The organism is Paenibacillus sp. P4_E11 (assembly GCF_056401635.1).
On sequence record NZ_JBFUIX010000014.1, the window covers coordinates 64312 to 88503 of the forward strand.

The window sequence follows — 24192 nt, forward strand, 5'->3', positions numbered from 1 at the left end:
GTCAGTAATAAGCGACTATGCATTGCGATGTTTGTATAGCAAGTAAATGAAGAATGGGGCTCCAATCAAGGAAGTGAAGATGCCGACAGGCAAATCCAGTGGAGCAAAGGCCGTACGGGCGATCAGGTCAGCAACGGTCACGATAATGCCGCCCACGAGCGCTGACACAGCCAGCATGCCGCCAAACGACGGCCCGACTAGCCGACGTGCGATATGGGGCGCGATCAATCCAACGAAGCCAACCGCCCCGCCAACCGCAACACCAGCGCCAGCAAGCGCTACACAGATTAACAGAAGAAGAAAGCGGCTTCGCTGTACCCGCGATCCGACTCCCGTCGCAGTGTCATCGCCAAGATGAAGAGCGTTGACTGAACGGCCTGCCACGAAGGCTAGCGGGAGGAACAGGAGCACCCATGGAAGCAATGTCCAGACGTTGCCCCAGTTGGAGCCGTAGACGGTCCCGGTCATCCAGATCAATGATTTGGCGGTCAAATAGATCGGGCTCAAAACGATTAGCATCGTCGTGAAAGCGGACATAGCGGCTCCGATGCCGACGCCGACCAATACGAGCCGCATCGGGGTGACGCCCCGTTTCCACGCCAGCGCATAGATAATAAAGGTGATAAGCGAAGCCCCGAACAGAGCGGCGAACGGCAGCCACTGGATGCTCACTTTCGGGAACACCAGAAGCAACAATACAGCAGCAACGGAAGCGCCTCCCGTGACACCCATGATATCGGGCGAAGCCAGCGGGTTGCGAATCATGCCTTGCAGAATCGCACCGGATGAGGCAAGAGCAACACCGACCAGGAAGCCCACAATAATCCGGGGAAGCCGGAGCTGGAGAACGATCAGCGCGTCACCCTCTTCGCCGAAGCCGAATAATACTTGTATAACCGACCAGGGATGAATACGCAAGGAGCCAAGCGCGGCGCTGCCGATCATGACGGCTGCACCGATTACAAGGAGACAGGCGATCGTCCACAGTGTTTTTCTTTCGGTAAGGAACGATATGCCCAGTTTGTTGGATCGAACGGTAATCCACTTGTTCATGATTTCGTCAGCCCCTTTCTCGCGACGTATACGAAGAAAGGCGTACCGATGATGGCGGTCATGACGCCAATCGGAATTTCCTTGGGCATAGCCACGAATCGAGCGCCAATGTCGGCCACCAGCAGAAGGATCGCGCCGAGCAAGCCGCTATAGACGACGACCCAGCGGACATCTTGTCCGATCAAGTAACGGGCGAGATGCGGGACGACTAATCCGATGAAGCCGATCGGTCCAGCAACTGCAACCGAAGCCCCAGTTAATAGAACGATCACGATTCCGGTACAGAGCTTGACGAGCGCGGTGCGTTGCCCTAGCCCTTTGGCGACATCTTCACCGAGCAGCAGCGTGTTAATAGGGCCGGCTAGAACGAAGGCAGCAATCCAGGCAATCACCATATAAGGAAGCATATCCGTCAAGAGTGAAAGCTTACGACCTGCGACAGAGCCCGCGAGCCAGAACAGCACCTCATCCATCGTCTTCTGGTTTATGACGAGAAAGGCATGCGTCATCGAGGAAGCAAGCGCGGTGACGGCTGCGCCGGCGAGCGTAACACGCAGGGGAGACATACCTTCACGTCCCGCGGATCCAAGTGCGAAGACGACTACACCACTGCACGCGGAACCGAGAAACGCGACCCAGGCGAACTCGTTCAGTGTACCTGCTGAGAAGAAGGTGACGGCGATGACGATGAACAGTCCTGCTCCTGCATTCAAGCCCATCAAGCCAGTATCAGCCAATGGATTGCGAGTCAGTGACTGGAGCAGCGTACCTGCAATGCCGAGACTTGCACCGACAGCCGCAGCGATCAGGGCACGTGGAATGCGGACATCCTTGATTACTATATGTTCATTGGAACCATTGAAGTGCAAGAATGCATCTATCGCCGTCTTCCAGCCGGTATTGATAACTCCATAGATAATACTGGCGTATATACCAAGCAGGAGGAAGAGAATGGCGACTAGGAGGCCAGTTAGTTTATGAGCTTTCGTTCGCAATAAGCCGATCATGGCAAAATCATCCTTAGAACATTGGTATAATGACTTACTTGAATAACTGCTGGACAGTATGGAGATATGTAGGTCCGACTTAAAGTTTAGGCGATGGAACCGTCCTTGTCAATGATGTTGATACTCATTCTCAATGTATAACTTGACAATGAGCAGATCATATGTGAATATAGTTTCTGACATTGATAATCATTATCATAATTAGGGAGAGGTCGAAACGATGTTTTTTAATAAAAAGAAATCCATATCTCTGATAGCAACTGCACTTGTTGCATCAATTGCCTTAACTGGTTGTGGTGGCGGAAGCGGCAGCAAGACGGAAGATAAGAACCCATCTGGCCAAGGGAATACGACGAGTACAGCCTATACGATTAAACATGCAATGGGAGAAACTCCGATTCCGGCGACACCTAAGCGCGTCGTGATCTTGACTAATGAAGGTACAGAAGCATTGCTCGCGTTAGGCGTGAAGCCTGTTGGTGCAGTCAAATCCTGGACTGGATCACCATGGTACGATCACATTAAGGCTGAAATGGACGGGGTCAAGGTCGTCGGAGAAGAAGGACAGCCGAACCTGGAAGAGATTGCGGCACTGAAGCCGGATCTGATTATAGGGAACAAGCTGCGTCATGAGAAAATTTACGAGCAGTTGACGAAGATTGCTCCCACGGTTGAATCCGAGACACTTCGCGGCGAATGGAAGAACAATTTCAATCTGTATGCACAGGCGCTGAACAAGAAGTCGGAAGGCGACAAGATTATCGCTGACTTCGACAAGCGGGTTGAGGATTTGAAGGTCAAGGCTGGCGACAAGCTGAAGCAAAAAATTTCGATCGTTCGCTTTATGCCGGATCGGGTACGTATTTACTACAAAGAAACATTCACTGGCATTATTTTCAGCCAAATCGGTATTGCTCGTCCTGACAGCCAGAATAAGCAGGAGTTCTCCGCTGACGTCACGAAGGAACGCATTCCGGAGATGGAAGGCGACTACATGTTCTATTTCACGTATGAAACCGGGGATGGCAAGGCTAGCAAGGCCGAGCAAGAATGGACGAACGATTCCTTGTGGAAAAACTTGAACGTGGTAAAAGAAGGCAAGGTAAAGAAAGTGAACGATGCGATCTGGAACACGGCTGGCGGGGTAAAAGCGGCGAACCTGTTGCTGGATGATTTGTATGCTTTCTACGGCGTGAGTAAATAAGTTGTAACCGATTCGTTCGGGATAGGGTGGCTGTACGGCGTCCCTCCTTCGTTGACGTGTTCCTCCTTTTCGTGCATGATAGGGGGAAACAGTAGATGAATGGGGGGACGTTTCGTTGTGACTGCGGAACAAATCATTCAATTGATGTCCAGTCGTGGACTGCGCATAACCGATCAACGGAAAACGTTGGCCAAGCTATTCTCGGATACGGAAGGGTATCTCACGCCAAAAGTTGTGTACGAAGCGATGGGCAAGCAGTATTCGGGTCTGAGCTTCGACACGGTGTACCGCAACTTAAGGGTGATGAACGATATGGGTATTGTAGAGCAATTCGTCTTCGAGGACGGTGTGAAATTCCGCGCTCACTGTGAGGAGCATCACCACCATCATCATTTGTTCTGCCTCAGCTGCGAGAAGACGGTACCGATCGTCTATTGCCCGATGAATCGGATTGAGGGCGTACCAGAAGATTTCCAGGTGGTGCGTCATAAGTTCGAGATATATGGATATTGTTCCACCTGCAAGGACGATTCCACCACGGTGAGTCATGCTGACTAAGGCGTTGCAGTTGCCGGTTCGCTTTTACCGTAGGTGGATATCGCCACTTAAACCGCCTACATGCCGATTTTATCCGACGTGCTCGGCCTATGCTCTGGAAGCCTTGGAGACGCATGGTCCGGTGAAGGGCTCTTACTTGGCAGTGAAGCGTATTTGCAAGTGTCATCCGTTCCATCCCGGTGGAGTGGACCATGTCCCGCCCAGAAAAGGGAGCCAAACTGAGCCATCAGATTAGCAATAGGAGCAAGTGGTTAGCTTTATATTTAGATCAACTTGGGGCTCGCTTGACACGCGATGCTCCTTTTCGGTATATTTGCACTAAATGGTTCGCCATATGGTTTCCTGTGAAGGGAAGAGTACAGAGCCGCACCTATATGCAGAGAGCCGGGGTAGCTGAGAACCGGTATAGGCCGCACTTTGGAACATGGTCCTGGAGGAATCGTCCCCGAGCGATCAGTTGAATGCCATGCATTCACCGTTAGGGTTCGACGCGACGCCGCGTTATCGGCGCAGTCTGTTGCAGACTGATGAAGCTCCGTGCTCGCAAGGGTCGGGGGAATTTGGGTGGTACCGCGTGAGTCAAACTCTCGTCCCATTGGGGAGGGAGTTTTTTTGATTTTTTTGAAATTATAAATCCCGGGGTCCCCGCAAAGGGGCTTCGCCGTGGAATAAACCTCGAAGGATGTGCTTCACTTTGTGGGGTTAGAGTCCTGGGATCCCCACAAAGGGGCTTCGCCGTGGAGTAAGCTTCGAAGGGGCGCTTCACTTTGTAGGGGTAAATTTAAGGAGGCTGACTACTGTGTCAGAGAACAAACGCCAATCGTACTACATTACCACGCCTATCTATTACCCTAGCGATAAGCTGCACATCGGCCACGCCTACACAACCGTAGCGGGAGACGCGATGGCTCGTTACAAGCGGCTGCGCGGCTATGACGTCATGTACTTGACGGGTACGGATGAGCATGGACAGAAGATTGAACGGAAAGCGGCGGAAAAGGGAGTCAGTCCCCAACAATTCGTCGATGGCATCGTCGATGGGATCAAACACTTGTGGGGCAAGCTGGACATTTCGTATGACGACTTCATTCGAACGACTGAGGAACGCCATAAGAAAGTTGTTCAGCAAATATTCGAGCGTCTGCTTAAGCAAGGTGACATCTACTTGGATACGTATGAGGGCTGGTATTGCACCCCATGCGAATCGTTCTTCCTGGAACGCCAGCTTGTAGGTGGCAACTGTCCGGATTGCGGACGGCCCGTAGAGAAGGTGCGCGAGGAAAGCTATTTCTTCAAGATGAGCAAGTATGCGGACCGCTTGTTGGCCTATTACGAGAACAATCCCTCGTTCATTCAACCGGAGTCGCGGAAGAACGAGATGGTTAACAACTTCATCAAGCCAGGTCTAGAGGATTTGGCGGTATCGCGGATGTCGTTCGACTGGGGAATCAAGGTGCCGAACAATCCGAAGCATGTCGTGTACGTGTGGATTGACGCCCTATCTAACTACATTACAGCGCTAGGTTACGACACGGATCATCCTGAGAAATTCGAGCGTTACTGGCCGGCGGATGTGCATCTGGTCGGCAAGGAGATTGTCCGGTTCCATACGATCTATTGGCCGATCATGCTGATGGCGCTCGATCTGCCGCTGCCGAAGCAAGTATTCGCGCACGGTTGGCTGCTCATGAAGGACGGCAAAATGTCCAAGTCCAAAGGTAACGTAGTCGACCCCGTTACGCTGATTGACCGTTATGGACTGGACGCGCTGCGTTATTACTTGCTGCGCGAAGTGCCATTCGGCGCAGACGGTACGTTTACTCCGGAAGGCTTCGTCGAACGTTTAAATTATGATCTGGCCAACGATCTGGGCAACCTGCTTAATCGGACGATCGTTATGATCGATAAATATTTCAATGGCGTCATTCAACCTTACATTACGGACGCAACGGCATTCGACGCAACCTTGCTGGACACGTATCGCACGACGATAGACAAGTACGAAGAGTCGATGGAGCGGATGGAGTTCTCGCTGGCTCTTGCCGCTGTATGGACACTGATCGGCCGCACGAACAAGTACATCGACGAGACGCAGCCGTGGTCGCTCGTCAAGGACGAAGCGACGCGCCCGGCGCTCGGCTCCGTGCTGTACCACCTCGCCGAATCGCTGCGCATCTCGGCGGTGCTGCTCCAGCCGTTCCTGACGCGCACGCCCGGCAACATCTTCGCCCAGTTGGGGCTCGATGCGGCGGACAGCCGGCTGACCGGCTGGGAAAGCGTCCGTGCCTTCGGGCAGTTGCCCGCAGGCACGACCGTGCACAAGGGCGAGGCGATGTTCCCTCGGCTCGACGTGGCCGTCGAGACGGCGTTCATCGCCGAGTCCATGGGCGGCGGCGCAGCGGCGCCCGAGCCGCCCGCAGCGGCAGCGTCTGCCGCTGGCGCAAGCGCAACTGCGGCGGGTGCGCCGCCGAAGGCGCCGGCTGCGCCAAGCGGCGCCGACACGTTGCAGGAAATCGCGATCGACGATTTCCTGCAGGTGGAGCTGCGCGTCGCGCAGGTGCTCGCCGCCGAGGCGATCCCGAACGCCGACAAGCTGCTCAAGCTCCAGCTGGATCTTGGCAGCGAGCGGCGGCAGGTCGTCTCCGGCATTGCTAAGCACTACTCGCCGGAGCAGCTCGTCGGACGCAAAGTTATATGCGTCGTTAACTTGAAGCCGGTCAAGCTGCGCGGTGAGCTGTCGCAGGGCATGATTCTCGCTGCTTCGGAGGGCGATAAGCTGACGCTCGCTACCGTGGCGGAAGACATCGCTGTCGGCGCACGCGTAAAATAGGCTCACGGTCATAATGAACACGCCGCTTTCATATAACTAAGCCCATTGGGATGGTTGTATGGAGCGGCGTGTTCTCATTTTTTAACGATTCAGAATGATTAACGTTCTCCAACCAAACAATAACGGTTGACAAACGTTCAGAGATGAACGTATAATCCGAAGTGTAAATAGAAACGTTTACGATTTACATATAGATGCACTAGGTAGATCTTTTCATTCTGAGAACGCATGCCAGGCATCAAGTCCAGAGAGGGGAACCGAATTCAATGTTCAAATCTAGCAAGCTCTCATCCATCCTAATAGGTTTATCACTCATCACCATTCTAATCTTATCCGGCTGCAGCAAGCAGTCTAACGTGAACATCGTAGAAGGCAAAGTGAACGTGGTGACTACTTTTTACCCATTATATGATTTCACCAAAGCGATCGGCGGCGAGCACGTCAATGTGATCAATCTCGTACCGGCCGGCGTTGAGCCGCATGAATGGTCACCCAAGAGTAAGGATCTAATCAACATGACCAAGGCGGAAATGTTCGTCTATAATGGGGCCGGGTTCGAAGGCTGGGTCGGTACATTCCTGGACAGCAAGAAGAAGGACTCCAAGCAAGTCGTTATTGAAGCAAGCCAAGGGATCGCGCTGCTGAACGCGACTGAGAAGGAGGAGGATCACGATCACGATCATGGCAAGGAGGCCGGTGTTGATCCTCACGTATGGGTAAGTCCGAAGTCAGCCAAGCAGATGGCCGAATCGATCAAGAATGGACTCGTTCAAGCCGATGCCGCGCACAAGGCGGATTACGAAGCCAATTACAGCAAGCTCGCACAGCAGCTAACCGCACTGGATGCCAAGTTCTCGGAATCGCTGTCCAAGGTGACCAAGAAAGAGATCGTCGTCTCCCACCAATCATTCGGTTACTTGGCCCGTGATTATGGACTTACGCAAATGCCGATCATGGGTCTATCCCCGGATGCCGAGCCGACTGCTCAGGTTATGAAAGAAATCAACAAATTTGTGAAGGACCATCAAGTCAAAACCATTTTCTTCGAAGAGCTCGTGTCGGACAGATTGGCGAAAACACTGGCGAAAGACGCCAAAATCGAGACCGATATGTTGAACCCGTTAGAGGGACTTACTGAAGCTCAGCTCAGTGCTGGTGAAAATTATATTTCCGTGATGGAGAAAAATTTGCAAAAATTATTGAAAGCATTACAATAAGCCATATGCCACACCATTCAGGAGTAAGCCAAGATGAACGACATGCCACGTCAAACCGGCCTTAAGGTCGCGGGTCAACCGCACTGTCATGATAGCATCATCTCCATAGAAGATGTCACGTTCCGGTACAACAACCGCAATGTCATCGACCACTTGAACTTCACGGTATTGCAGCGAGACTTTGTCGGCCTCATCGGCTCCAACGGGGCAGGCAAGACGACACTGCTGCGCATGATCGTATCCCTAATTCAACCGGATCAAGGTACGATCCGGTTGTTCGGGCAGCCGCTGTCACAGTTCAAGGATTGGGAGCGCATCGGCTATGTGCCGCAAAAAAATTCGTTCAATCCCTTATTCCCGGCCACGGTTAGGGAAGTGGTACTGTCGGGGGTTTACGGCAAGAAGAAGCTATTCCGCCGAGTGAACAAGCAGGACTTGCAAAAGTGTGAGGATGCCATGCATGCTCTCAGTATCGAAGACCTCGCCGATCGACGCATCGGTCAGTTGTCCGGTGGGCAGCAGCAGCGGGTATTCCTGGCTCGAGCCCTGATTAACAACCCGGACCTGCTCATTCTTGACGAGCCAACGGTGGGGATCGATTCGGAGACGCAAGACAATTTCTTCCATATGATCCGACATATGCACCAGCACCATAACATCACGTTTCTAATGGTTTCCCACGATATTGACATGATGTATTCCTATCTGGGGCATGAACCGGCGATTACAAGCGGGAAGCTGAAATTTTTTGTGAAACATTCACATGAGCTGGAAGATTGCACAGAGACGAATGTGGCCCATTCCTTGCGGGATTTACGCCACAAATCCGGGCCTGTGCCAGTCATGCAGTAACAAGTGTGCCTACTGGGCATAGGAATTAGCGGAGGAGAAGCGGTTGGACATTTTTTACGAGTATTTTTTTCAACGGGCGCTTCTGGGGGGCGTCCTGATCGGGTTCATGGCTCCGCTGATGGGTATTTTCCTGGTGCTGCGCCGACTCTCGATGATTGGAGATACATTGGCACATGTCTCCATAGCAGGGGTGGCGCTTGGGTTCCTGCTCGGCGTTTATCCGCTCGGTGTAGGTCTGCTCTTCTCAGTGCTGGCCTCATTTGCCATTGAGTGGCTGAGGAAAGCCTATAAGACTTATGCGGAGCTGTCCATCGCCATTATTATGTCGGGTGGGGTGGCGCTGGCGACGTTTCTGTTCACGCTCGGCAGAGGTTTCAACATGGACGTAACCAGTTACTTGTTCGGCAGCATATATACGCTTAGCCGGACAGACCTGTGGCTCGTTGCCGGAGTAACGGTAGTCGTATCAACCGTGCTGCTTCTAACTTTCAAAGAAATGTTCCTGCTCGTCTTCGACGAAGAAGCGGCGGGTGTCAGCGGGCTGCCGGTCCGCACATTGAATTTGCTGACAACGATGCTTACCGCGCTTGTCATTGGTGTAGCGATCAAGATCGTTGGAGCTCTGCTCGTATCGGCCCTGCTGACGGTGCCAGTCGCTTGCAGCCTTGTTGTAGCGCGCAGCTTCCGTCATTCCGTATGGACCGCTGTCCTATTCTCGGAAGCCGCCGTCATCGGTGGACTTGTGGCAGCGGGAGTATGGAGCTGGGCACCTGGAGCGACGGTCGTCCTTACCTTGATCACCTTATTAATCTTATCCTTAATTGCCAAACGCACATTTCGATTCTAGAAGGGAGGCATGAGCCATGGAACACGTTAACATCTGGATTGCGCTCTGGGCGGGATTCGCTTCGTTTATTTCGCCATGCTGCTTGCCGCTCTATCCGTCTTACTTGTCATACATAACGGGCATTTCCGTGCAGAAACTGCGTGAGGATCGTTCGGTCCGCGAGGTGCGCAAATCGACGATCACGCATACGCTGTTTTTCATCCTGGGCTTTTCATTAGTCTTTTATACGCTTGGGTTTGGTGCCGGCCTGTTGGCTGACTGGTTCGACGCTTATCGCAATCTTCTTCGGCAAATCGCCGCTATCTTTATTCTCGTCATGGGGTTGTTCCTGCTGGGGATCTTTCAGCCACAATGGTTGATGAGCGAAAAGAAATTTCAATTCAAATACAAACCAGCGGGATACTTGGGCTCAATCATTATCGGGATAGGTTTTGCGGCTGGCTGGTCGCCATGTGTGGGGCCAATCTTATCTGCGATTCTGCTGCTCTCGACAACAGAACCAGGCGCATGGTTCCAGATGATTACCGCTTATACGCTAGGTTTTGCGATTCCGTTCTTCGTCCTTGCTTTCTTCATCGGCTCTACCAAATGGATCTTACGGTATTCGTCCCTGATTATGAAAATCGGTGGGGTGTTGATGATCTTGATCGCCATCCTGCTCTACTTCGATAAAATGATTCTAATTACGATTTGGCTGCAAGAGCGCACACCGGATTGGTTGAAATTCTGACGAATCCTCTACCTAAAACCGAGCGAAATCGAGACATTAGTGGTCAACTGGAGACAGTTGGCCGCTACTTGCGTTGGGCAGTTAAACAGTGTATCATACATTAGACGATCGTGTCCGGACGAATTTGGAATTAAGGGGGGAAATCATGGCAGCTACACCGAGCATGGAAGATTATTTGGAGAAAATATACAAGCTCATCGATGAGAAAGGGTACGCCAGGGTATCCGACATCGCAGAAGGACTTGAAGTACACCCCTCCTCCGTTACGAAGATGATTCAGAAGCTGGACAAAGATCATTATTTGATCTATGAGCGCTATCGGGGACTTATCTTGACCTCGAAAGGCAAGAAGATGGGGAAGCGATTGGTCGAGCGGCATCATCTGCTGGAGTCGTTTCTTAAAGTGATCGGTGTTCAGGAAGAGAATATATACAAGGATGTAGAAGGTATCGAGCACCATCTCAGCTGGGATTCCATCACCTGCATCGAAGTATTAGTCGAGTATTTCAATCGTGAGCCAGAACGGATAACTGAGCTTCTCAACATTCGTACTGAAATGGAATCGGAATAAACATTCATCCATCCGGATGGATGTTTTTTCAATTTGGGCGGGCGAAACTTGAGCTGGAAGACGGTTTTTCCGTCTTCCGGCGCCCGATTTTTTTGTCTTGCAGCACCTTCGGAGGATGAAACTTGGGCTGTAAGCCGATTTTTGAGGCTGTCGATTAACTGTGGACAAGAGGAGTGGAAAGTGAAAAAGAGGACCCCAGCGAGTTTTGGCTTGAACCTCCATACCACTTAATCCCTTATACAATCAGGGAGGTTCAAACAAGATGTTTGAGCTAAAGGGGTCCTTTTTCACTTGGAACGGCCGTTTTGCTTCTATCAACAGTTAATCGACGGCCTCTTTTTTCGTCTTGCAGCACCTTTTGAGGTCAAACGGCTGTTTTTGCCTCAATCAACAATGAATCGACAGCCTCTTTCCGCAGACAGGTAGGGTGGAAAACAACAGCGGTCGGAATCTCCGGCCTACTTCCTCCCATGTAACAAACAGAACTCATACGCCAAGAACCTCTGTAATCTACTCCAGAGGTTCCAGAGGTTTTTCATGTTGTCCACTCATACGTACAACTTGCGCCAGCATAAATACAACTATGCAACTAAGGGTGAAAAGGGTGAATCGTATGCAAATGAACGGGGTGTTTGAAGGAGGAGGGGTCAAAGCGATCGGGCTCGTTGGCGCGATCAAAGCTGCCGAAGAGAAAGGCGTTCAGTTCCACCAGGTGGCGGGTACTTCCTCTGGAGCTATGGTTGCTTCGTTGCTCGCTGCCGGTTATACGGCGGATGAGATGCGGAATATGATCATTGAGACTCCGTTCAAGCGTTTCCTAAAGAAGTCCTGGCTGATGGACATTAAGATCATTGGCCCGGCCTTGCGCCTGTTCATCAAGAAAGGGCTGTACTCGGGCAATGAGCTGGAGAAGTGGATCTATGAGAAGCTGGCTGCGAAAGGCATCCGCACGTTCTCCGACTTGCCGCGGAACAAGCTTCGAATTGTCGCTTCCGACATCACAATGGGAAGACTTCTCGTCCTTCCCGACGATATTGCTGCTTATGGGATCGATCCGAGTAGGCTGCTCGTGGCCAGAGCGATCCGAATGAGCACGAGTATTCCCTACTTCTTCGATCCGGTCGTCATTCGCAAGGCGGCGCGGGTACGAAAGAAAGGGGAGTCGTTCGCCGAACAGTTTATTTATGTCGTGGATGGGGGATTGCTAAGCAACTTCCCTCTATGGATATTCGATAACCAGAATGCTGTCATGAAGGAGAAGGATCTGGTCCCTACGCTAGGCTTTCATTTAATCGATAAGCATGATTATACCCCACACAAGATCATTGGCCCCATCTCCATGTTTCAAGCGCTCTTCGAGACGATGCTGGAAGCACACGATGAACGATATATTGAAGAGAAGAACTTGTTTCGTACGATCAAGATTCCAACGCTGGGCGTTCGGGTAACAGACTTTGATATCTCGAAGGACAAGAGCATCGCTTTGTTCGAATCGGGATACAAGGCAGGCTTGTATTATTTCGATCGTTGGTCGCATACGCATTACGTATCTCAATTCAAGCAGCACGTACGCGATACGCTGGTGTGACCCGCATGCTACCAAGGATAAACGCCTAACGGCGTCTCTTGAAGCCTTTCGTTTGCCGAGACGATGAACAATCAGCGAAGTTAATCATTCTGAATCGTGAAAAAAGCCGCCGAACGTATTGTTCGACGGCTTCTGTTAGTGATATGGATAAGGCGGATCAGAATCCTTCTCATCCTTCTTGTTCCCTTGAATGACTTTGAAAGGTATCGGTTTGCGCTTGTCTCTTGCAGACTTGGCCCGTCCGGAAGGGGATGGATTCGATCGGGCCTGCCTAGGTTGTTTGCGCCACCGATTGGGCGGGTATTTCCACAGGACGAACACCCCGCCGAAAATAATGATCGGAATGATGAATGTGCCCGGATTGCGGAGTAGACCGTCGAGAATCCCAATTGCCAGTAATGCGGCTATGGTGTAAACCGACCAATGTATTCGCYGTTTCATTATCCATTCCCCCTAAGCCTTTGTCCGTTCGTTTCGCTTAAGCATGGTTGACACTCCGTAATTCGGTATCGTTATTACTGTGACTGCGGTCGATCTCCAGCATCCGTTGGAAGGAAGCGATGGATACTTCGACTTGGCTGTTATCCGGTTCCTTGGTCGTTAGTTTTTGCAGCCACAAGCCGGGATATCCTAGATAGCGCAACACGGGTACTTCTCTTAGCGAGTTCGTGAATCGAAGCACTTCATAAGATAATCCAATAACAAGTGGAAGTAGAATAATCCGCTGTAGCAAACGTTCCCATATTGTATCGTATTGTAGGAAGGAATACACTATTACACCCACAAGTACAGTGAACACAATAAAGCTGCTCCCGCATCGGTAATGCAGGGTATTGAATTTTTGCACGTTCTCGACGGTCAGATCTTTGCCTGCTTCGTAGGCGCTGATCACTTTATGCTCCGCCCCGTGGTACTGAAACAGCCTGCGAATGACAGGAGTAAGCGAGATAAAGTAGATGTATCCCACCAGCAAGACGATCTTGATCAAGCCTTCTACCAGATTATGCCCAATTTGATTTTTAAATAACGAACCGAATACGAGATCTTCGATAGCGGCAGGTACGAGTGTGAACACGAACTTACCGAATATGAAGGAGAGTACGCCTACAACGGCGACGCCCAGAATTAAGGAAAGATTACCGAACCCCCCCTGCTTCTTCTCTGATTTGACTTCTCCCGGTTCAAGCTGTTCGTCAGCATATACTTCAGCCGAGAAATTTAAATGCTGGGCACCCTTGGCGCTCGATTCAATAATCGCTACCAACCCGCGAATTAGCGGAATTTTCTTTAAGGCTTGCACCCAACCGATCTCTTTTTTAGGTACCTCGAAAAATTCAATTTGTTGATTTTTTCTTCGAACGGCTGTGACGTGAACGGAACGTCCGGCGAACATGACCCCTTCCATAACGGCCTGTCCTCCATAAATGGCTGGCTGGCTCTGCGGTTGCGAATTCGATTGCGACAACGAGGTCACCCCCTCCTGTAGTATAGTGTTTCTTCTATTCTATCGAATTCCGGGACGAATTGCTACTTGGATTACAAACCGCTGTGCTCGCGCATAATAAGGGAAAATGAAGGAAGGACCATACAAGTATGCGTGAGAAACCATTAGAATCGGGGCAAGACCAACCGCATTTGGTGCCGTGGGGACAACCGTTGAAGGCACGTTACGCCCCCCGACAAGAGGGACAAGAAGGACAAGAGCAGAGCGAGGACCAACAATCGGGTAACTCGTCAACGAGCAGTAACCGTTCCGAGGACGAACAACAGGCATCGWCGAATTCGCAGAAGGATAGCAAAAGTCCGATCTCTTCAACCAACCCCTGGACATTCGCGCTGAACACCGGTTTTTTTGCAGGCTTGATTTGGGGAGGTCTGCGCATTACGGAGTATTATTTCAAGTTCACCCATGTACATCCGACATTTCTGATTAAACCGTGGTCGAATCCAACGTTCAATCAGACTAATCTCGGTTATATGACCGGCTGGGCTGCATTCATACTGTTCTCGATCATAGTTTCGCTAATCTATGCGACTGTGCTGAGGAAAGTGAGAGGCGCTTGGGTTGGCATGCTGTATGGGCTAGTCTGGTGGGTCATCTTGTACTTTGCGGTCGGACCTCGCATGGGTATGATGAAGCCAATCGGGAAGATCGAGTGGAACTCCTTAATCACGGACGGCTGCTTGTTTCTATTGTGGGGTGCGTTTATTGGCTATACGATTTCTTTCGAGTTTACGGATGAGCAACAACGAGAGCCGAGTGTTTCCTTAGGCTAAAAAATTGTTCTCACATCGGAGATCATTATGGTAAAATGTCTACGGTAGCGAGCAGTAAGCTGCTTGAAGGCAGAATACGATATGGGGATGTTGAAGCCAAATGAAACAGATTCTTGTTCTGAACGGTCCCAACTTGAACATGCTGGGTATCCGCGAACCGGGTGTATACGGAACGGTGTCACTCTCCGCAATCGAGAGCAGCCTGCACGATCTGGCTGAGTCGTTGGGTGTGAAGCTGGAGTTTTTTCAGTCCAATCATGAAGGAGCATTAATTGATCGCATTCATGAGGCATATGGCAGCAAAGTCGGCATATTATTCAATCCAGGAGCATTCACGCATTACAGTTATGCGATACGAGATGCTTTGAGCGCCGTGCAACTTCCTTGTGTAGAGGTGCATCTATCCAACATTCATAAGCGGGAATCGTTCCGTCATGTGTCCGTGACCGCACCTGTTATGGTTGGGCAAATATCCGGATTCGGGGCACACAGCTACGAGCTTGGTTTATTGGCCTTGCTCCGTCATTTAGAAGAAAAGGGTGAATCCTAATGGAACAAGCTCGTTTAACACGATTAAGACAGCTGATGGGGGAGCGTAAGCTTCAGGCGCTGCTTGTCACCAACAGTTATAACCGCCGGTACATGTCCGGCTTCACCGGTTCGTCCGGTGCGCTGATCATTACGGCTGACCAAGCCGTTCTGCTGTCTGACTTCCGATACCGCTCACAAGCGCCTCAGCAAGCGGTGAACTTTCAGTTCATCGAGCATAAGCCCAAGATGATTGAGACGGTACAGGAGTTGCTGCACGAGTGGAATATTAAGGAACTTGGCTTCGAGCAACAGGACGTAACATATGGTACATATGCTGCTTATGCCGCTTATTTGAGCGGAGTCAGCCTAATCCCGACCAACAGTCTGATTGAAGAGTTGAGGATGGTCAAGGACGATTCCGAGCTTGCCATCATGCTGGAAGCGGCTGAGCTGGCAGATCGGACGTTCGAACATATGCTTGGCTTCCTGAAGCCAGGGTTGACGGAGAACGAGGTAGCACTGGAGTTGGAAACCTTCATGCGACGTCATGGTGCGACTTCCACATCATTCGAGACGATTGTGGCATCCGGCGAACGTTCCGCCCTGCCTCATGGCAAGGCCAGCGATCGCGTGCTTCAACTCGGCGAATTCGTCAAGATGGATTTTGGTGCCTATTATAAAGGCTACTGTTCGGACATTACTCGTACGGTCGTACTGGGTAAACCGACGCCGAAACACCGGGAAATCTATGATATTGTCCTGGAAGCTCAACTACAGACATTGGAGCAGATTAAGCCTGGAATGACCGGTGCGGAAGGCGATGCCTTGGCGCGCGATGTGATCAAGCGGTACGGGTACGGAGACTTCTTCGGCCATGGTACAGGCCACGGTCTTGGCATGGAAGTTCATGAAGCTCCGCGTCTGTCTATGCAAGGAGATGTCGTCTTGAAACCTGGGATGACGGTGACGGTAGAGCCGGGTATTTACTTGCCTGATTTCGGCGGTGTACGCATCGAAGATGATATTGTCATCACCGAAACCGGGATGCGCAGATTGACACAGAGCTCAAAAGACTTTATTATCATCGATTAGATGGTTATAATTAGAAGCATATAGTCCCCCGTTGGAGGATAACTCACTTTATTGGGGTAACATTTAGGAGGAAACTTAAGTGATTTCAGTTAACGATTTTCGGACAGGCCTTACGATTGAAGTGGAACATGACATCTTCACCGTATTGGACTTCCAACACGTAAAACCAGGTAAAGGTGCAGCATTCGTACGCTCCAAGCTTAGAAACCTTCGCAACGGCAACACGGTTGAACGTACGTTCCGTGCAGGTGAAGATGTAGGACGGGCACATGTGGAGAACCGTGCTGTTCAATATTTGTATGCAAGTGCAGATGAGCACACGTTCATGGATACCGAGACTTACGACCAATTCGCCTTGAATGCAGCTCAGCTGGAATGGGAACTTAAGTTTTTGAAGGAGAACATGGTCGTCAACATTGTTAGCTACCATGGGGAAATTCTTGGCGTTAATATGCCGAACAGCGTTGAACTGAAGGTCGTTGAGACCGAACCAGGTATCAAAGGGAACACCGCTCAAGGTGCATTGAAGAACGCCAAGCTGGAAACCGGCCACAATGTGCAAGTTCCGCTGTTCATCAATGAAGGCGACACGCTGTTGATCAACACCGGCGACGGAAAGTATATTTCCCGAGCTTAAGCAATCGTAGTAACAATTGAAACCTTATTGGAGTATTCTTCTTCGAGAACCTTCGCCCTTCGCACGGGCTGGAGGTTTTTCGTTTTTTTCACTGTTAAATCCGTAGGCCCCTATGCTATAATATTATATCGATTAAGTACAAAAGCAAATGCAGGGTTGGGAGTGAGCAAGGTTGTCACTGATTGTGATGAAATTCGGAGGAAGTTCCGTAGGGGATGCGGAACGGATGAAGCGTGTAGCCAAACGGGTGGCAGAGCGCAAGCAGGAAGGACACCGCTGTGTTGTAGTCRTATCCGCAATGGGCGACACGACGGATGAATTAATTGATTTGTCCCAACAACTCGTAGTCGGGACGCCTTCTGCCCGTGAGATGGATATGCTGCTCACGACAGGAGAGCAAATCTCGATCGCCTTGTTGACGATGGCGATTCATAGTGCAGGAGAGCAAGCTGTCTCGTTCACTGGCTGGCAAGCTGGCATGCGGACAGAAGCGGTTCACGGTAAAGCGAAGATTACCGATATCCAGCCTGCTCGGGTATTGTCTGCCCTGGATGAGGGCAAGATCGTCGTCGTTGCCGGGTTCCAGGCTATGACCGACAATGGCGAGATTACAACACTAGGCCGCGGTGGTTCGGATACGACTGCTGTAGCACTGGCCGCTGCCATCAAGGCAGACATGTGCGAAATCTACACTGACGTGGACGGCATATACTCGACCGATCCGCGTGTAGTGAAAGTAGCGCGTAAGCTGAACGAAATTTCGTACGACGAAATGCTGGAGCTTGCCAATCTGGGTGCGGCCGTCCTGCATCCTAGAGCTGTGGAATATGCGAAGCATAACCAAGTTCAACTGGTAGTGCGGTCCAGCTTCAACTATAACGAAGGAACGTATGTGAAGGAGGAAGCGGTCATGGAGCAAGGAGTTGTCGTACGCGGCATCGCCTCCGATAAGAACGTATCGCGGGTAAGCATTCTGGGAGTACCAGAGAAGCCAGGACAGTTAGCGAGAGTATTCGGCGCCTTAGCGTCAGAGAAGGTCGATGTGGATATCATCGTGCAAGGTGGAGTCCGTGACGGTGAAGCTGACACTTCATTCACGCTTGCATCCTCGGAACTGGAGAAGGCGCTTGGTATTCTGCGCCGCATTCAACCAGAGGTTGGCTTCAAGGACATCCAGTCGGAAACCGGCTTGGTGAAAGTATCGATCGTAGGTGCGGGTATGGTCAGCAATCCAGGGGTAGCAGCAACTATGTTCGCGGCCATCTCCGAGTTGGGCGTAAGCATCAATACGGTCAGCACCTCAGAAATTCGCGTATCGTGTATTATTGCTAGCGAGAAGCTACCGGAGGTTGTCCGATCACTTCATACCGCTTTCGGATTAGACGCGAATGAGCAAGCTTTCGTCGGCGGTCCATCCGAACGTCGTTAATACAGAATGTAAATAGGCCGGTCGAGTGCAGGAACTGCATTTGATCGGCCTATTTTTATTTCAAATGGTAATTGCTCAAACATCAAATGTCTCTCTTCATGCATCTCTTCTCCGTTCGCCTCGTCTCATGAATGCAAGCTCCACTCGGCGCATCGCTCGCAAACACTGTACGGCTCTACTTTCTCATGTAACCTTTCCGCTTGTGGAAAGAAATCGATCGATACTTTTTAGCCAGCGTCTTAATCTTATGGGGCGACATTTGCGAGAAGCTCATATTCAAGCTTTTGTTTAACGCTTTCTTGAGAATAAGCCCTCCAGGATTACTGGAATAGAGGAAATTCCCGTAAGTTTCAAATTCGGAGAACGCGTATTGCTTCGACTTATTCATCTTTTTTTGTATCGCTGTATACCATCTTGTATGATGTTTGGATTCAATTAACCTTTTTAACTGTGCCAGCTTCGATTTCTTGTACAACATATAGTGAGTGACAAATGACATTGGTGCGGTGGCCTTTCTATTCAATAACTTACGATAGGTTCTGAAATATTCCGGTTGGCTCCATTTTCGGCAATAAAACAAGGTTTTGTTTCCTGCTCTGAAAATATGAGGGCGAATGAGCACAGTGTCGGCGTCAATAACCAAAAAATAGTCCGATTTACATAAAGTATTACCGCTCATTTTCAAAAATTGCTGGAAAAGCCAACCGGATCGCTCCCATTTCTTGGATCTGTAGTGTATATTTTTCTTCGTAATCGGGAGAACCGTATTTTCATTGATAAATCTACAGCCTTTTTGACGGCATAACTTCATTATTTTTTCTCGCTTCGGTGCAACGATGAGGATTTGGCCGATCGGATGTTTTACTTGTTTTCTAACAGCATCAATTACATGGGGAAGGGTTGCTAAATCCTTTTCAATCGCTGGAATCAGAACATCTATTTTGGTGTGGCTGATTAATTGATTCTGAATGTGAACGGGCATCTCTTCATCTCCAATTAGTAAGTATTGGGATTATGATATGTTGACACAGAGTAATTGTTTACATAGAAAATTTAAGAGATGATTGGTTACATGCCTAAGTTCACAGAGGCACTTCATTCATACAGTATAATATCCATGCAAAAATCAATGGTTTATAAATGAATAAAATAATGGAGGTAGGCTTGTGAGAAAACCCGGAATGCATATTCCCAGCAAATGGGTAAAAACGAAGGTGCTTCTTAAACACGGTACAATAAAAGGGTATATTCCAAAAACTAAAGTAATGACGAAATCCAGCTTGTTATCGATGTTGTATGAATATCAAATGGTTTACGTGAAACCAGTCAGCGGTTCGTTTGGCCAAGGTGTTATGCGGGTAGAGATAATATCCGGTAGCGGAAGTCAAGCTAAGTACCGTTATCAATCGGGGACTAAAGTAAGAACATTCCGTGATTATAGTTCGATGTACGATTCGATACGAAAAACCAAATTCCGCATTACTTATTTGGTTCAACGAGGGGTTGAGTTATTAAAGTATCAAAAGAGACGGTTCGATATAAGAGTGATGGTACAAAAGAATGCGAAAGGTCAATGGGAATCAACTGGAATTATCGGGAGACTCGCCCATCCAAAGAAAATTGTTACAAATTATCACAATGGCGGAAAACCGCTACCGGTAAGTCTTTTATTAAAGCCTCATTTAAACACCGACGGAAAAACTACGGCCTTTACCAACAAATTAAAAATGATAAGTAATCGTATATCGGTGGCCATGAACAAGAAATACCCTAAGATGAACATGATCGGAGTTGACATCGGGGTAGGCAAAGACTTTAAACCATGGATCCTTGAAGTCAACACCAATCCAGATCCTTTTATATTTAAGCAGTTGAAGGACAAATCCACTTATAGGAAAGTATATCGGTACGCTAAACGTCTTGGTAGAGTGAGATAAAGCGGGGATCCCCCTTGTTCCCATCTTTCGGTGGTGGCAAGGGTTTTTTGGTCATCCGCATCAAAAAAACCTAACCGTCTCCGGTCAGGTTTATCAAGCGAACAACCGTTATATTTTCCCAAACACGAAGGTAACGATCTTCAGCAGCAACGCCGTGATTCCTGCCGCCATTAACGGCCCCACCGGGATCCCGCGAAGGAAGATGATGCCGAAGATCGAACCGATCACGAGCCCTACGATTAATTGCGGATCGACTTTTAACAAATCAAGGCCTTTGCCATTCATATAAGTGGCGATAGCACCGCCTGTCAAGGCGATAATACCTGGCCACGATGTAAATACGCTCAAAATGTCCTTGTACGTTATCCGTTCGCTTGCAAATGGTACTAATACGCCCATCGTCAGAAACAGCAAGCCAACTTCCAGTCCTCTACGCTCGATTGTCGGCAAGAAACGCTCAAGGTGGATCAGCTTCACGACCAGGAGGATGCACGCCGCCGTCGTAATGATCGGTGACCGGCCAATGAGCCCGATAATGATCAAGGCAAGCAAGATGAGATCGCCATTCATGCGGTTGACTCCTGTCCTCTGGATTCCTTCCTAGTCTATGAGGACAAGGGGGAATTAGAACTGTCAGCGCATGAGTTCCCCATCCAGAACAGGGACAAGCGGATACAAATTCACTTGCGCGCAGAAACTTACGTCAGACTCGAGGCCCATACGGCTAAGCCTTCGACCATTGGTGCAAGTGAACATAATATGTTCAAGTTCAGGCTCGGCAGCTGCATATGTGTGCAGCATGGCAATCCCCAGATCGTTCACATCCGTGCTCGCTTCACCTATCTCTTGCAGTAACTCCCGCACAATCAATCCGGCACACAATCCGTCCTCGAGCGAGAATTCGTCCTGTGTCCCAGAGCACATGATCGCGATATCCCTTCTCAATTCTAACGCCTTGCGTGCGCAGGCCGTTGCGTTCAGCAAGCTTCCCGCCAATACATAATCCGCCCGAATGGATTTCTGGATCGCTCTTGTTCCGTTCGTAGTAGTAAGAATGATGCGGCTTCCAGCAATGTCTGGAGTCATAAATTCCAACGGGGAGTTCCCATAATGAAAACCCGCTATTTTTTTGCAAAAGCGTTCCCCCCCGAGGAGATCCCCGGGAAGTTGAAGCTGCTTCGCCTGCTGCACCGTCTCAACCGGCATAATTCCGGAGCAACCGTGCGAAAGTGCGGTCACAATGGTGCTTGTCGCACGCAATACATCGATTACTATGACGGTTTTATTCAGGAGGTCATCGCTTCTAGCCTCGTTAACACTAGAGATGACGTTCACCTGCATGGATAGTCCCTCCTCATGTGGGGTTGGCTGGTATACAGTCCCAAACCAATGTATCTGACCGTAGTCCCCTGCGCAGTGTTTCCAATGAGAAAATTTCTTGAGGTGCGATGTTGCCCAGATTGACGTCAGAACCGAGTTTCTTAAGCAGATGAACTTGTTGCGACTTTTGCGGAGCTTCCCATAAAATACGGGCCGGATCGGGGAATAATCGAACCATGCTGTGCAGCATGTCGTCCCGGCAAACGCCGTTTTCGTCGAATATGCCAACCCCTTCTCCGGACTCCCGCGCTTCGATGGTGACGAGTGATGCTCCCGACTGAATATCTTCGATTACGGTTTCAATCAATTGATCGAGCTCGATTTGCGAACCCCAATATTTTTTGCCGTATTCGGTGTACACGGTCATTCCCGACTGAATGCCTCGTTGAATCAACTCTGTCCGCTTGCTGCGCGCTAGCTCAATGGTACCGTCCGATACTTCGATTGCGGTGAAGCCAAGCTGGCGAATCAGCTTATAGCAGGCTTCTACCTCACCCTGTACGACAGCCACTTCGATGAACGTCCCACCGGGTAAAATGTCGATACCGGCTTGCCTGGCCATCTGGATCTTCATCTTCAATAGTTCGGTTGGATAGAGTGGACTCGTCCCGAAACCAAGCTTAATCATATCGATATAGGCGGCGGATGTGTGAAGCATATCCTCGAACGCATGGAGGCCGAGTCCCTTATCGATGACCATCGTTTTGCCGCATGATCGCGGCTTGGGCTGTCTGCGCCCGGAAGGATCTTGCAGAAGGGAGGGCCATTCCAACTGAGAGGTCACGTCCATATAAAACAAGTCTCCTCGCTGTAAAAAAATGATGTCTGGGAGCAATATATGCGCCTGCTGCAATCGGTGTGCCCACTAGCCTAAAAAGAGACAACCCTGCATAAAGTAGAAGGAGAACGAGGTTGTTGTGAAATGCGGGTTAGTTTAAAAGACAAAGAATGACGAATACGTGCAGCTACGCCCTGTGATGGCCTCCGGCTCGGTTGCAGCCCCGTTTCTTTGAATCGATAAGGTAGGGTTGTTGAAACGGGGCTGCAAAGGTCGCTCTCCGGCTCATCACAGGGCTGCACTGCAATTTCGTCGAACATAGGCCTTTTAAACCAACCCTAAAAAAATCGCAACAAAGCGAAGGGAGGAAGTAAGGAAGATGATAAACAAGATCGTTTTTAGTATGGCGATGCTCAGGGTCATGTCGGGGAGCATTGAGCTGATCGCTGCGATTATTATGCTTAGGCTGAATCAGGTGGACAAGGCGCTTCTCGTAAATTCGGGGTTGGCGGTCGTCGGGCCTCTCATCTTCATCTCAACGACAACGATCGGATTGATAGGTTTGGCGGACAAACTCTCGTATGCGAAGTTACTATGGGTTGCTGTGGGCGTGGCCTGTATTTTTATTGGTATTTTGAAAAAATAAAAGAATAAAGATGTGCATGTCCGGCATACATATGTTGTAAATGCGGACAAACTTGGAGGCCCTTCTGATGAATCCGATTCTACCATTTCTGCCACCGTCGCTTCGAAGAATCATAGAGAACGTGCCGGACGAGCCTATGAGCCGGACAGAGGAACTTCGTATCCGTGAAGGAAGGCCTCTGGAACTATCAGGTGCAGGCGGTTCGAAGTTCGTGACAGCCCGTAGTGAACTGACTGCCGATGCCCGAAGCGGATATATCCCGAACCGGGACGAATGCCTGCAGCTTCTGGATCTACTCACGAATCACTCGGTGTATACGTTCGAGGAGGAGCTGAAGCGGGGGTACATCACGGTTAACGGCGGACATCGCGTAGGACTTGCAGGACGGACTGTTCTGGAGCAAGGCCAAGTGAAGATGATCCGGGATATTGCCGGATTCAACATCCGGATTGCCCGCGAACGACGGGGGGTTGCGCTGCCTCTCCTGCCTGTCCTGTGGGACGAGACGACTGGCAGGCCGCATCACACGTTGTTCCTGTCGCCGCCTCAACAAGGAAAGACGACGATGATCCGCGATCTGGCCCGTCTGCTGAGCTGGGGTGATTCCCTTCCGCCACCGGCTGTACAAGCCGGACTGAAAGTAGGCATCGTGGACGAGCGGTCCGAGATTGCCGCCTGCGTCAAGGGGGTGCCGACGTTCGATGTGGGTCCCCGCACCGACGTTCTGGATCGTTGTCCGAAGGCCGAGGGCATGATGATGCTGATCCGCTCGATGTCGCCGGACGTGATCATCGTCGATGAGATCGGCCGGCAGCAGGACGCTGACGCTATCGAGGAGGCGCTGCATGCCGGCATCATCGTCATGGCGACGGCGCACGGCTTGCACGCCGACGACGCGGCCCGGCGGCCGGCGCTGCGCGAGCTGCTCGCCGCGGGGCTGTTCGCGCGCATCGTCGCGCTGCGGCGCAGCCCGGGCGCCGCCGGCGGCGTGYTCGCCGACGTTAGCGACGCGGCGGGCCGCCCGCTGG

General features: G+C 50.5%; 26 protein-coding genes. 18 read left to right on the plus strand and 8 right to left on the minus strand.

Annotation, left to right across the window (positions count from 1 at the left end):
* Positions 1–15 precede the first annotated feature (15 nt).
* Positions 16–1053 (minus strand): FecCD family ABC transporter permease, encoded by a 1038-nt coding sequence (locus AC1DWB_RS08440; protein ID WP_477540604.1) that lies wholly within the window; start codon positions 1051–1053, stop codon positions 16–18.
* Positions 1050–2060: a FecCD family ABC transporter permease gene (locus tag AC1DWB_RS08445; RefSeq protein ID WP_477540605.1), complete on the minus strand. Its 1011-nt coding sequence runs from the start codon at positions 2058–2060 to the stop codon at positions 1050–1052. The genes AC1DWB_RS08440 and AC1DWB_RS08445 overlap by 4 nt, the downstream gene beginning before the upstream one ends.
* A 220-nt stretch (positions 2061–2280) precedes the next feature.
* Between AC1DWB_RS08445 and AC1DWB_RS08450 the strand changes: the two genes are divergently transcribed.
* From AC1DWB_RS08450 to AC1DWB_RS08495, 10 genes are all read left to right on the plus strand, one after another.
* A complete protein-coding gene (locus AC1DWB_RS08450) occupies positions 2281–3264 on the plus strand; it encodes an ABC transporter substrate-binding protein (RefSeq protein WP_477540606.1) in 984 nt (327 codons plus the stop codon).
* A gap of 99 nt (positions 3265–3363) precedes the next feature.
* The gene (locus AC1DWB_RS08455; protein WP_477540607.1) at positions 3364–3822 is read left to right on the plus strand and encodes a Fur family transcriptional regulator; all 459 of its coding nucleotides are present in this window, start codon (positions 3364–3366) and stop codon (positions 3820–3822) included.
* On the plus strand, positions 3812–4057 hold the full coding sequence (gene yidD / locus AC1DWB_RS08460) for a membrane protein insertion efficiency factor YidD (protein WP_477540608.1): 246 nt from the start codon (positions 3812–3814) through the stop codon (positions 4055–4057). The genes AC1DWB_RS08455 and yidD overlap by 11 nt, the downstream gene beginning before the upstream one ends.
* Positions 4058–4621: 564 nt before the next feature.
* Entirely contained in the window at positions 4622–6652 is a 2031-nt protein-coding gene (metG, locus tag AC1DWB_RS08465; protein WP_477540609.1) for a methionine--tRNA ligase, read from the plus strand.
* Between the two features lie 266 nt (positions 6653–6918).
* Positions 6919–7869 carry a metal ABC transporter substrate-binding protein gene (locus tag AC1DWB_RS08470; protein WP_477540610.1) on the plus strand — a complete coding sequence of 317 codons (951 nt, stop codon included), beginning with the start codon at positions 6919–6921 and terminating at the stop codon, positions 7867–7869.
* Positions 7870–7902: 33 nt separating this feature from the next.
* Positions 7903–8721 carry a metal ABC transporter ATP-binding protein gene (locus tag AC1DWB_RS08475; RefSeq protein ID WP_477540611.1) on the plus strand — a complete coding sequence of 273 codons (819 nt, stop codon included), beginning with the start codon at positions 7903–7905 and terminating at the stop codon, positions 8719–8721.
* 43 nt (positions 8722–8764) lie between these two features.
* Entirely contained in the window at positions 8765–9568 is an 804-nt protein-coding gene (locus tag AC1DWB_RS08480; protein ID WP_477540612.1) for a metal ABC transporter permease, read from the plus strand.
* A 16-nt stretch (positions 9569–9584) separates the two neighbouring features.
* Positions 9585–10298: a cytochrome c biogenesis CcdA family protein gene (locus tag AC1DWB_RS08485; RefSeq protein WP_477540613.1), complete on the plus strand. Its 714-nt coding sequence runs from the start codon at positions 9585–9587 to the stop codon at positions 10296–10298.
* Positions 10299–10443: 145 nt separating this feature from the next.
* Positions 10444–10869, plus strand: a complete 426-nt coding sequence (gene mntR / locus AC1DWB_RS08490) for a transcriptional regulator MntR (RefSeq protein ID WP_477540614.1) — start codon at positions 10444–10446, stop codon at positions 10867–10869.
* Positions 10870–11482: 613 nt separating this feature from the next.
* A complete protein-coding gene (locus tag AC1DWB_RS08495; protein ID WP_477540629.1) occupies positions 11483–12457 on the plus strand; it encodes a patatin-like phospholipase family protein in 975 nt (324 codons plus the stop codon).
* A 135-nt stretch (positions 12458–12592) separates the two neighbouring features.
* Here AC1DWB_RS08495 and AC1DWB_RS08500 read toward each other — a convergent pair whose 3' ends face one another.
* Complete coding sequence (locus tag AC1DWB_RS08500; RefSeq protein ID WP_477540615.1) at positions 12593–12898, minus strand: hypothetical protein; 306 nt, start codon at positions 12896–12898, stop codon at positions 12593–12595.
* Between the two features lie 37 nt (positions 12899–12935).
* Positions 12936–13862, minus strand: a complete 927-nt coding sequence (locus AC1DWB_RS08505; protein WP_477540630.1) for a DUF1385 domain-containing protein — start codon at positions 13860–13862, stop codon at positions 12936–12938.
* A gap of 188 nt (positions 13863–14050) precedes the next feature.
* Here AC1DWB_RS08505 and AC1DWB_RS08510 point away from each other — a divergent pair, with 188 nt between their 5' ends.
* The 5 genes from AC1DWB_RS08510 (at position 14051) to AC1DWB_RS08530 (ending at position 18423) form a co-directional block, all read left to right on the plus strand.
* Positions 14051–14734 carry a YqhR family membrane protein gene (locus tag AC1DWB_RS08510; protein ID WP_477540616.1) on the plus strand — a complete coding sequence of 228 codons (684 nt, stop codon included), beginning with the start codon at positions 14051–14053 and terminating at the stop codon, positions 14732–14734.
* A gap of 100 nt (positions 14735–14834) precedes the next feature.
* Positions 14835–15284, plus strand: a complete 450-nt coding sequence (gene aroQ / locus AC1DWB_RS08515) for a type II 3-dehydroquinate dehydratase (RefSeq protein ID WP_477540617.1) — start codon at positions 14835–14837, stop codon at positions 15282–15284.
* Positions 15284–16357: a M24 family metallopeptidase gene (locus AC1DWB_RS08520; RefSeq protein WP_477540618.1), complete on the plus strand. Its 1074-nt coding sequence runs from the start codon at positions 15284–15286 to the stop codon at positions 16355–16357. The genes aroQ and AC1DWB_RS08520 overlap by 1 nt, the downstream gene beginning before the upstream one ends.
* A 79-nt stretch (positions 16358–16436) precedes the next feature.
* Complete coding sequence (gene efp / locus AC1DWB_RS08525) at positions 16437–16994, plus strand: elongation factor P (protein ID WP_477540619.1); 558 nt, start codon at positions 16437–16439, stop codon at positions 16992–16994.
* A 172-nt stretch (positions 16995–17166) separates the two neighbouring features.
* On the plus strand, positions 17167–18423 hold the full coding sequence (locus AC1DWB_RS08530) for an aspartate kinase (RefSeq protein ID WP_477540620.1): 1257 nt from the start codon (positions 17167–17169) through the stop codon (positions 18421–18423).
* A 175-nt stretch (positions 18424–18598) separates the two neighbouring features.
* Here the strand turns inward: AC1DWB_RS08530 and AC1DWB_RS08535 are convergent, their stop codons facing one another.
* On the minus strand, positions 18599–19405 hold the full coding sequence (locus AC1DWB_RS08535; RefSeq protein WP_477540621.1) for a DUF6492 family protein: 807 nt from the start codon (positions 19403–19405) through the stop codon (positions 18599–18601).
* A 184-nt stretch (positions 19406–19589) separates the two neighbouring features.
* Between AC1DWB_RS08535 and AC1DWB_RS08540 the strand changes: the two genes are divergently transcribed.
* Positions 19590–20360, plus strand: a complete 771-nt coding sequence (locus AC1DWB_RS08540; protein WP_477540622.1) for a YheC/YheD family protein — start codon at positions 19590–19592, stop codon at positions 20358–20360.
* A gap of 108 nt (positions 20361–20468) precedes the next feature.
* Here AC1DWB_RS08540 and AC1DWB_RS08545 read toward each other — a convergent pair whose 3' ends face one another.
* From AC1DWB_RS08545 to comA, 3 genes are all read right to left on the minus strand, one after another.
* Positions 20469–20930 carry a DUF441 domain-containing protein gene (locus AC1DWB_RS08545; protein WP_477540623.1) on the minus strand — a complete coding sequence of 154 codons (462 nt, stop codon included), beginning with the start codon at positions 20928–20930 and terminating at the stop codon, positions 20469–20471.
* Positions 20931–20993: 63 nt separating this feature from the next.
* Positions 20994–21701: a 2-phosphosulfolactate phosphatase gene (locus tag AC1DWB_RS08550; RefSeq protein WP_477540624.1), complete on the minus strand. Its 708-nt coding sequence runs from the start codon at positions 21699–21701 to the stop codon at positions 20994–20996.
* Between the two features lie 13 nt (positions 21702–21714).
* Complete coding sequence (gene comA / locus AC1DWB_RS08555; protein ID WP_477540625.1) at positions 21715–22530, minus strand: phosphosulfolactate synthase; 816 nt, start codon at positions 22528–22530, stop codon at positions 21715–21717.
* A 367-nt stretch (positions 22531–22897) separates the two neighbouring features.
* Between comA and AC1DWB_RS08560 the strand changes: the two genes are divergently transcribed.
* Both AC1DWB_RS08560 and spoIIIAA read left to right on the plus strand, forming a co-directional pair.
* Positions 22898–23164 carry a YqhV family protein gene (locus tag AC1DWB_RS08560; RefSeq protein WP_477540626.1) on the plus strand — a complete coding sequence of 89 codons (267 nt, stop codon included), beginning with the start codon at positions 22898–22900 and terminating at the stop codon, positions 23162–23164.
* A gap of 67 nt (positions 23165–23231) precedes the next feature.
* Positions 23232–24192: stage III sporulation protein AA (spoIIIAA, locus tag AC1DWB_RS08565; protein WP_477540627.1), on the plus strand; the 961-nt coding region annotated here is incomplete at its 3' end.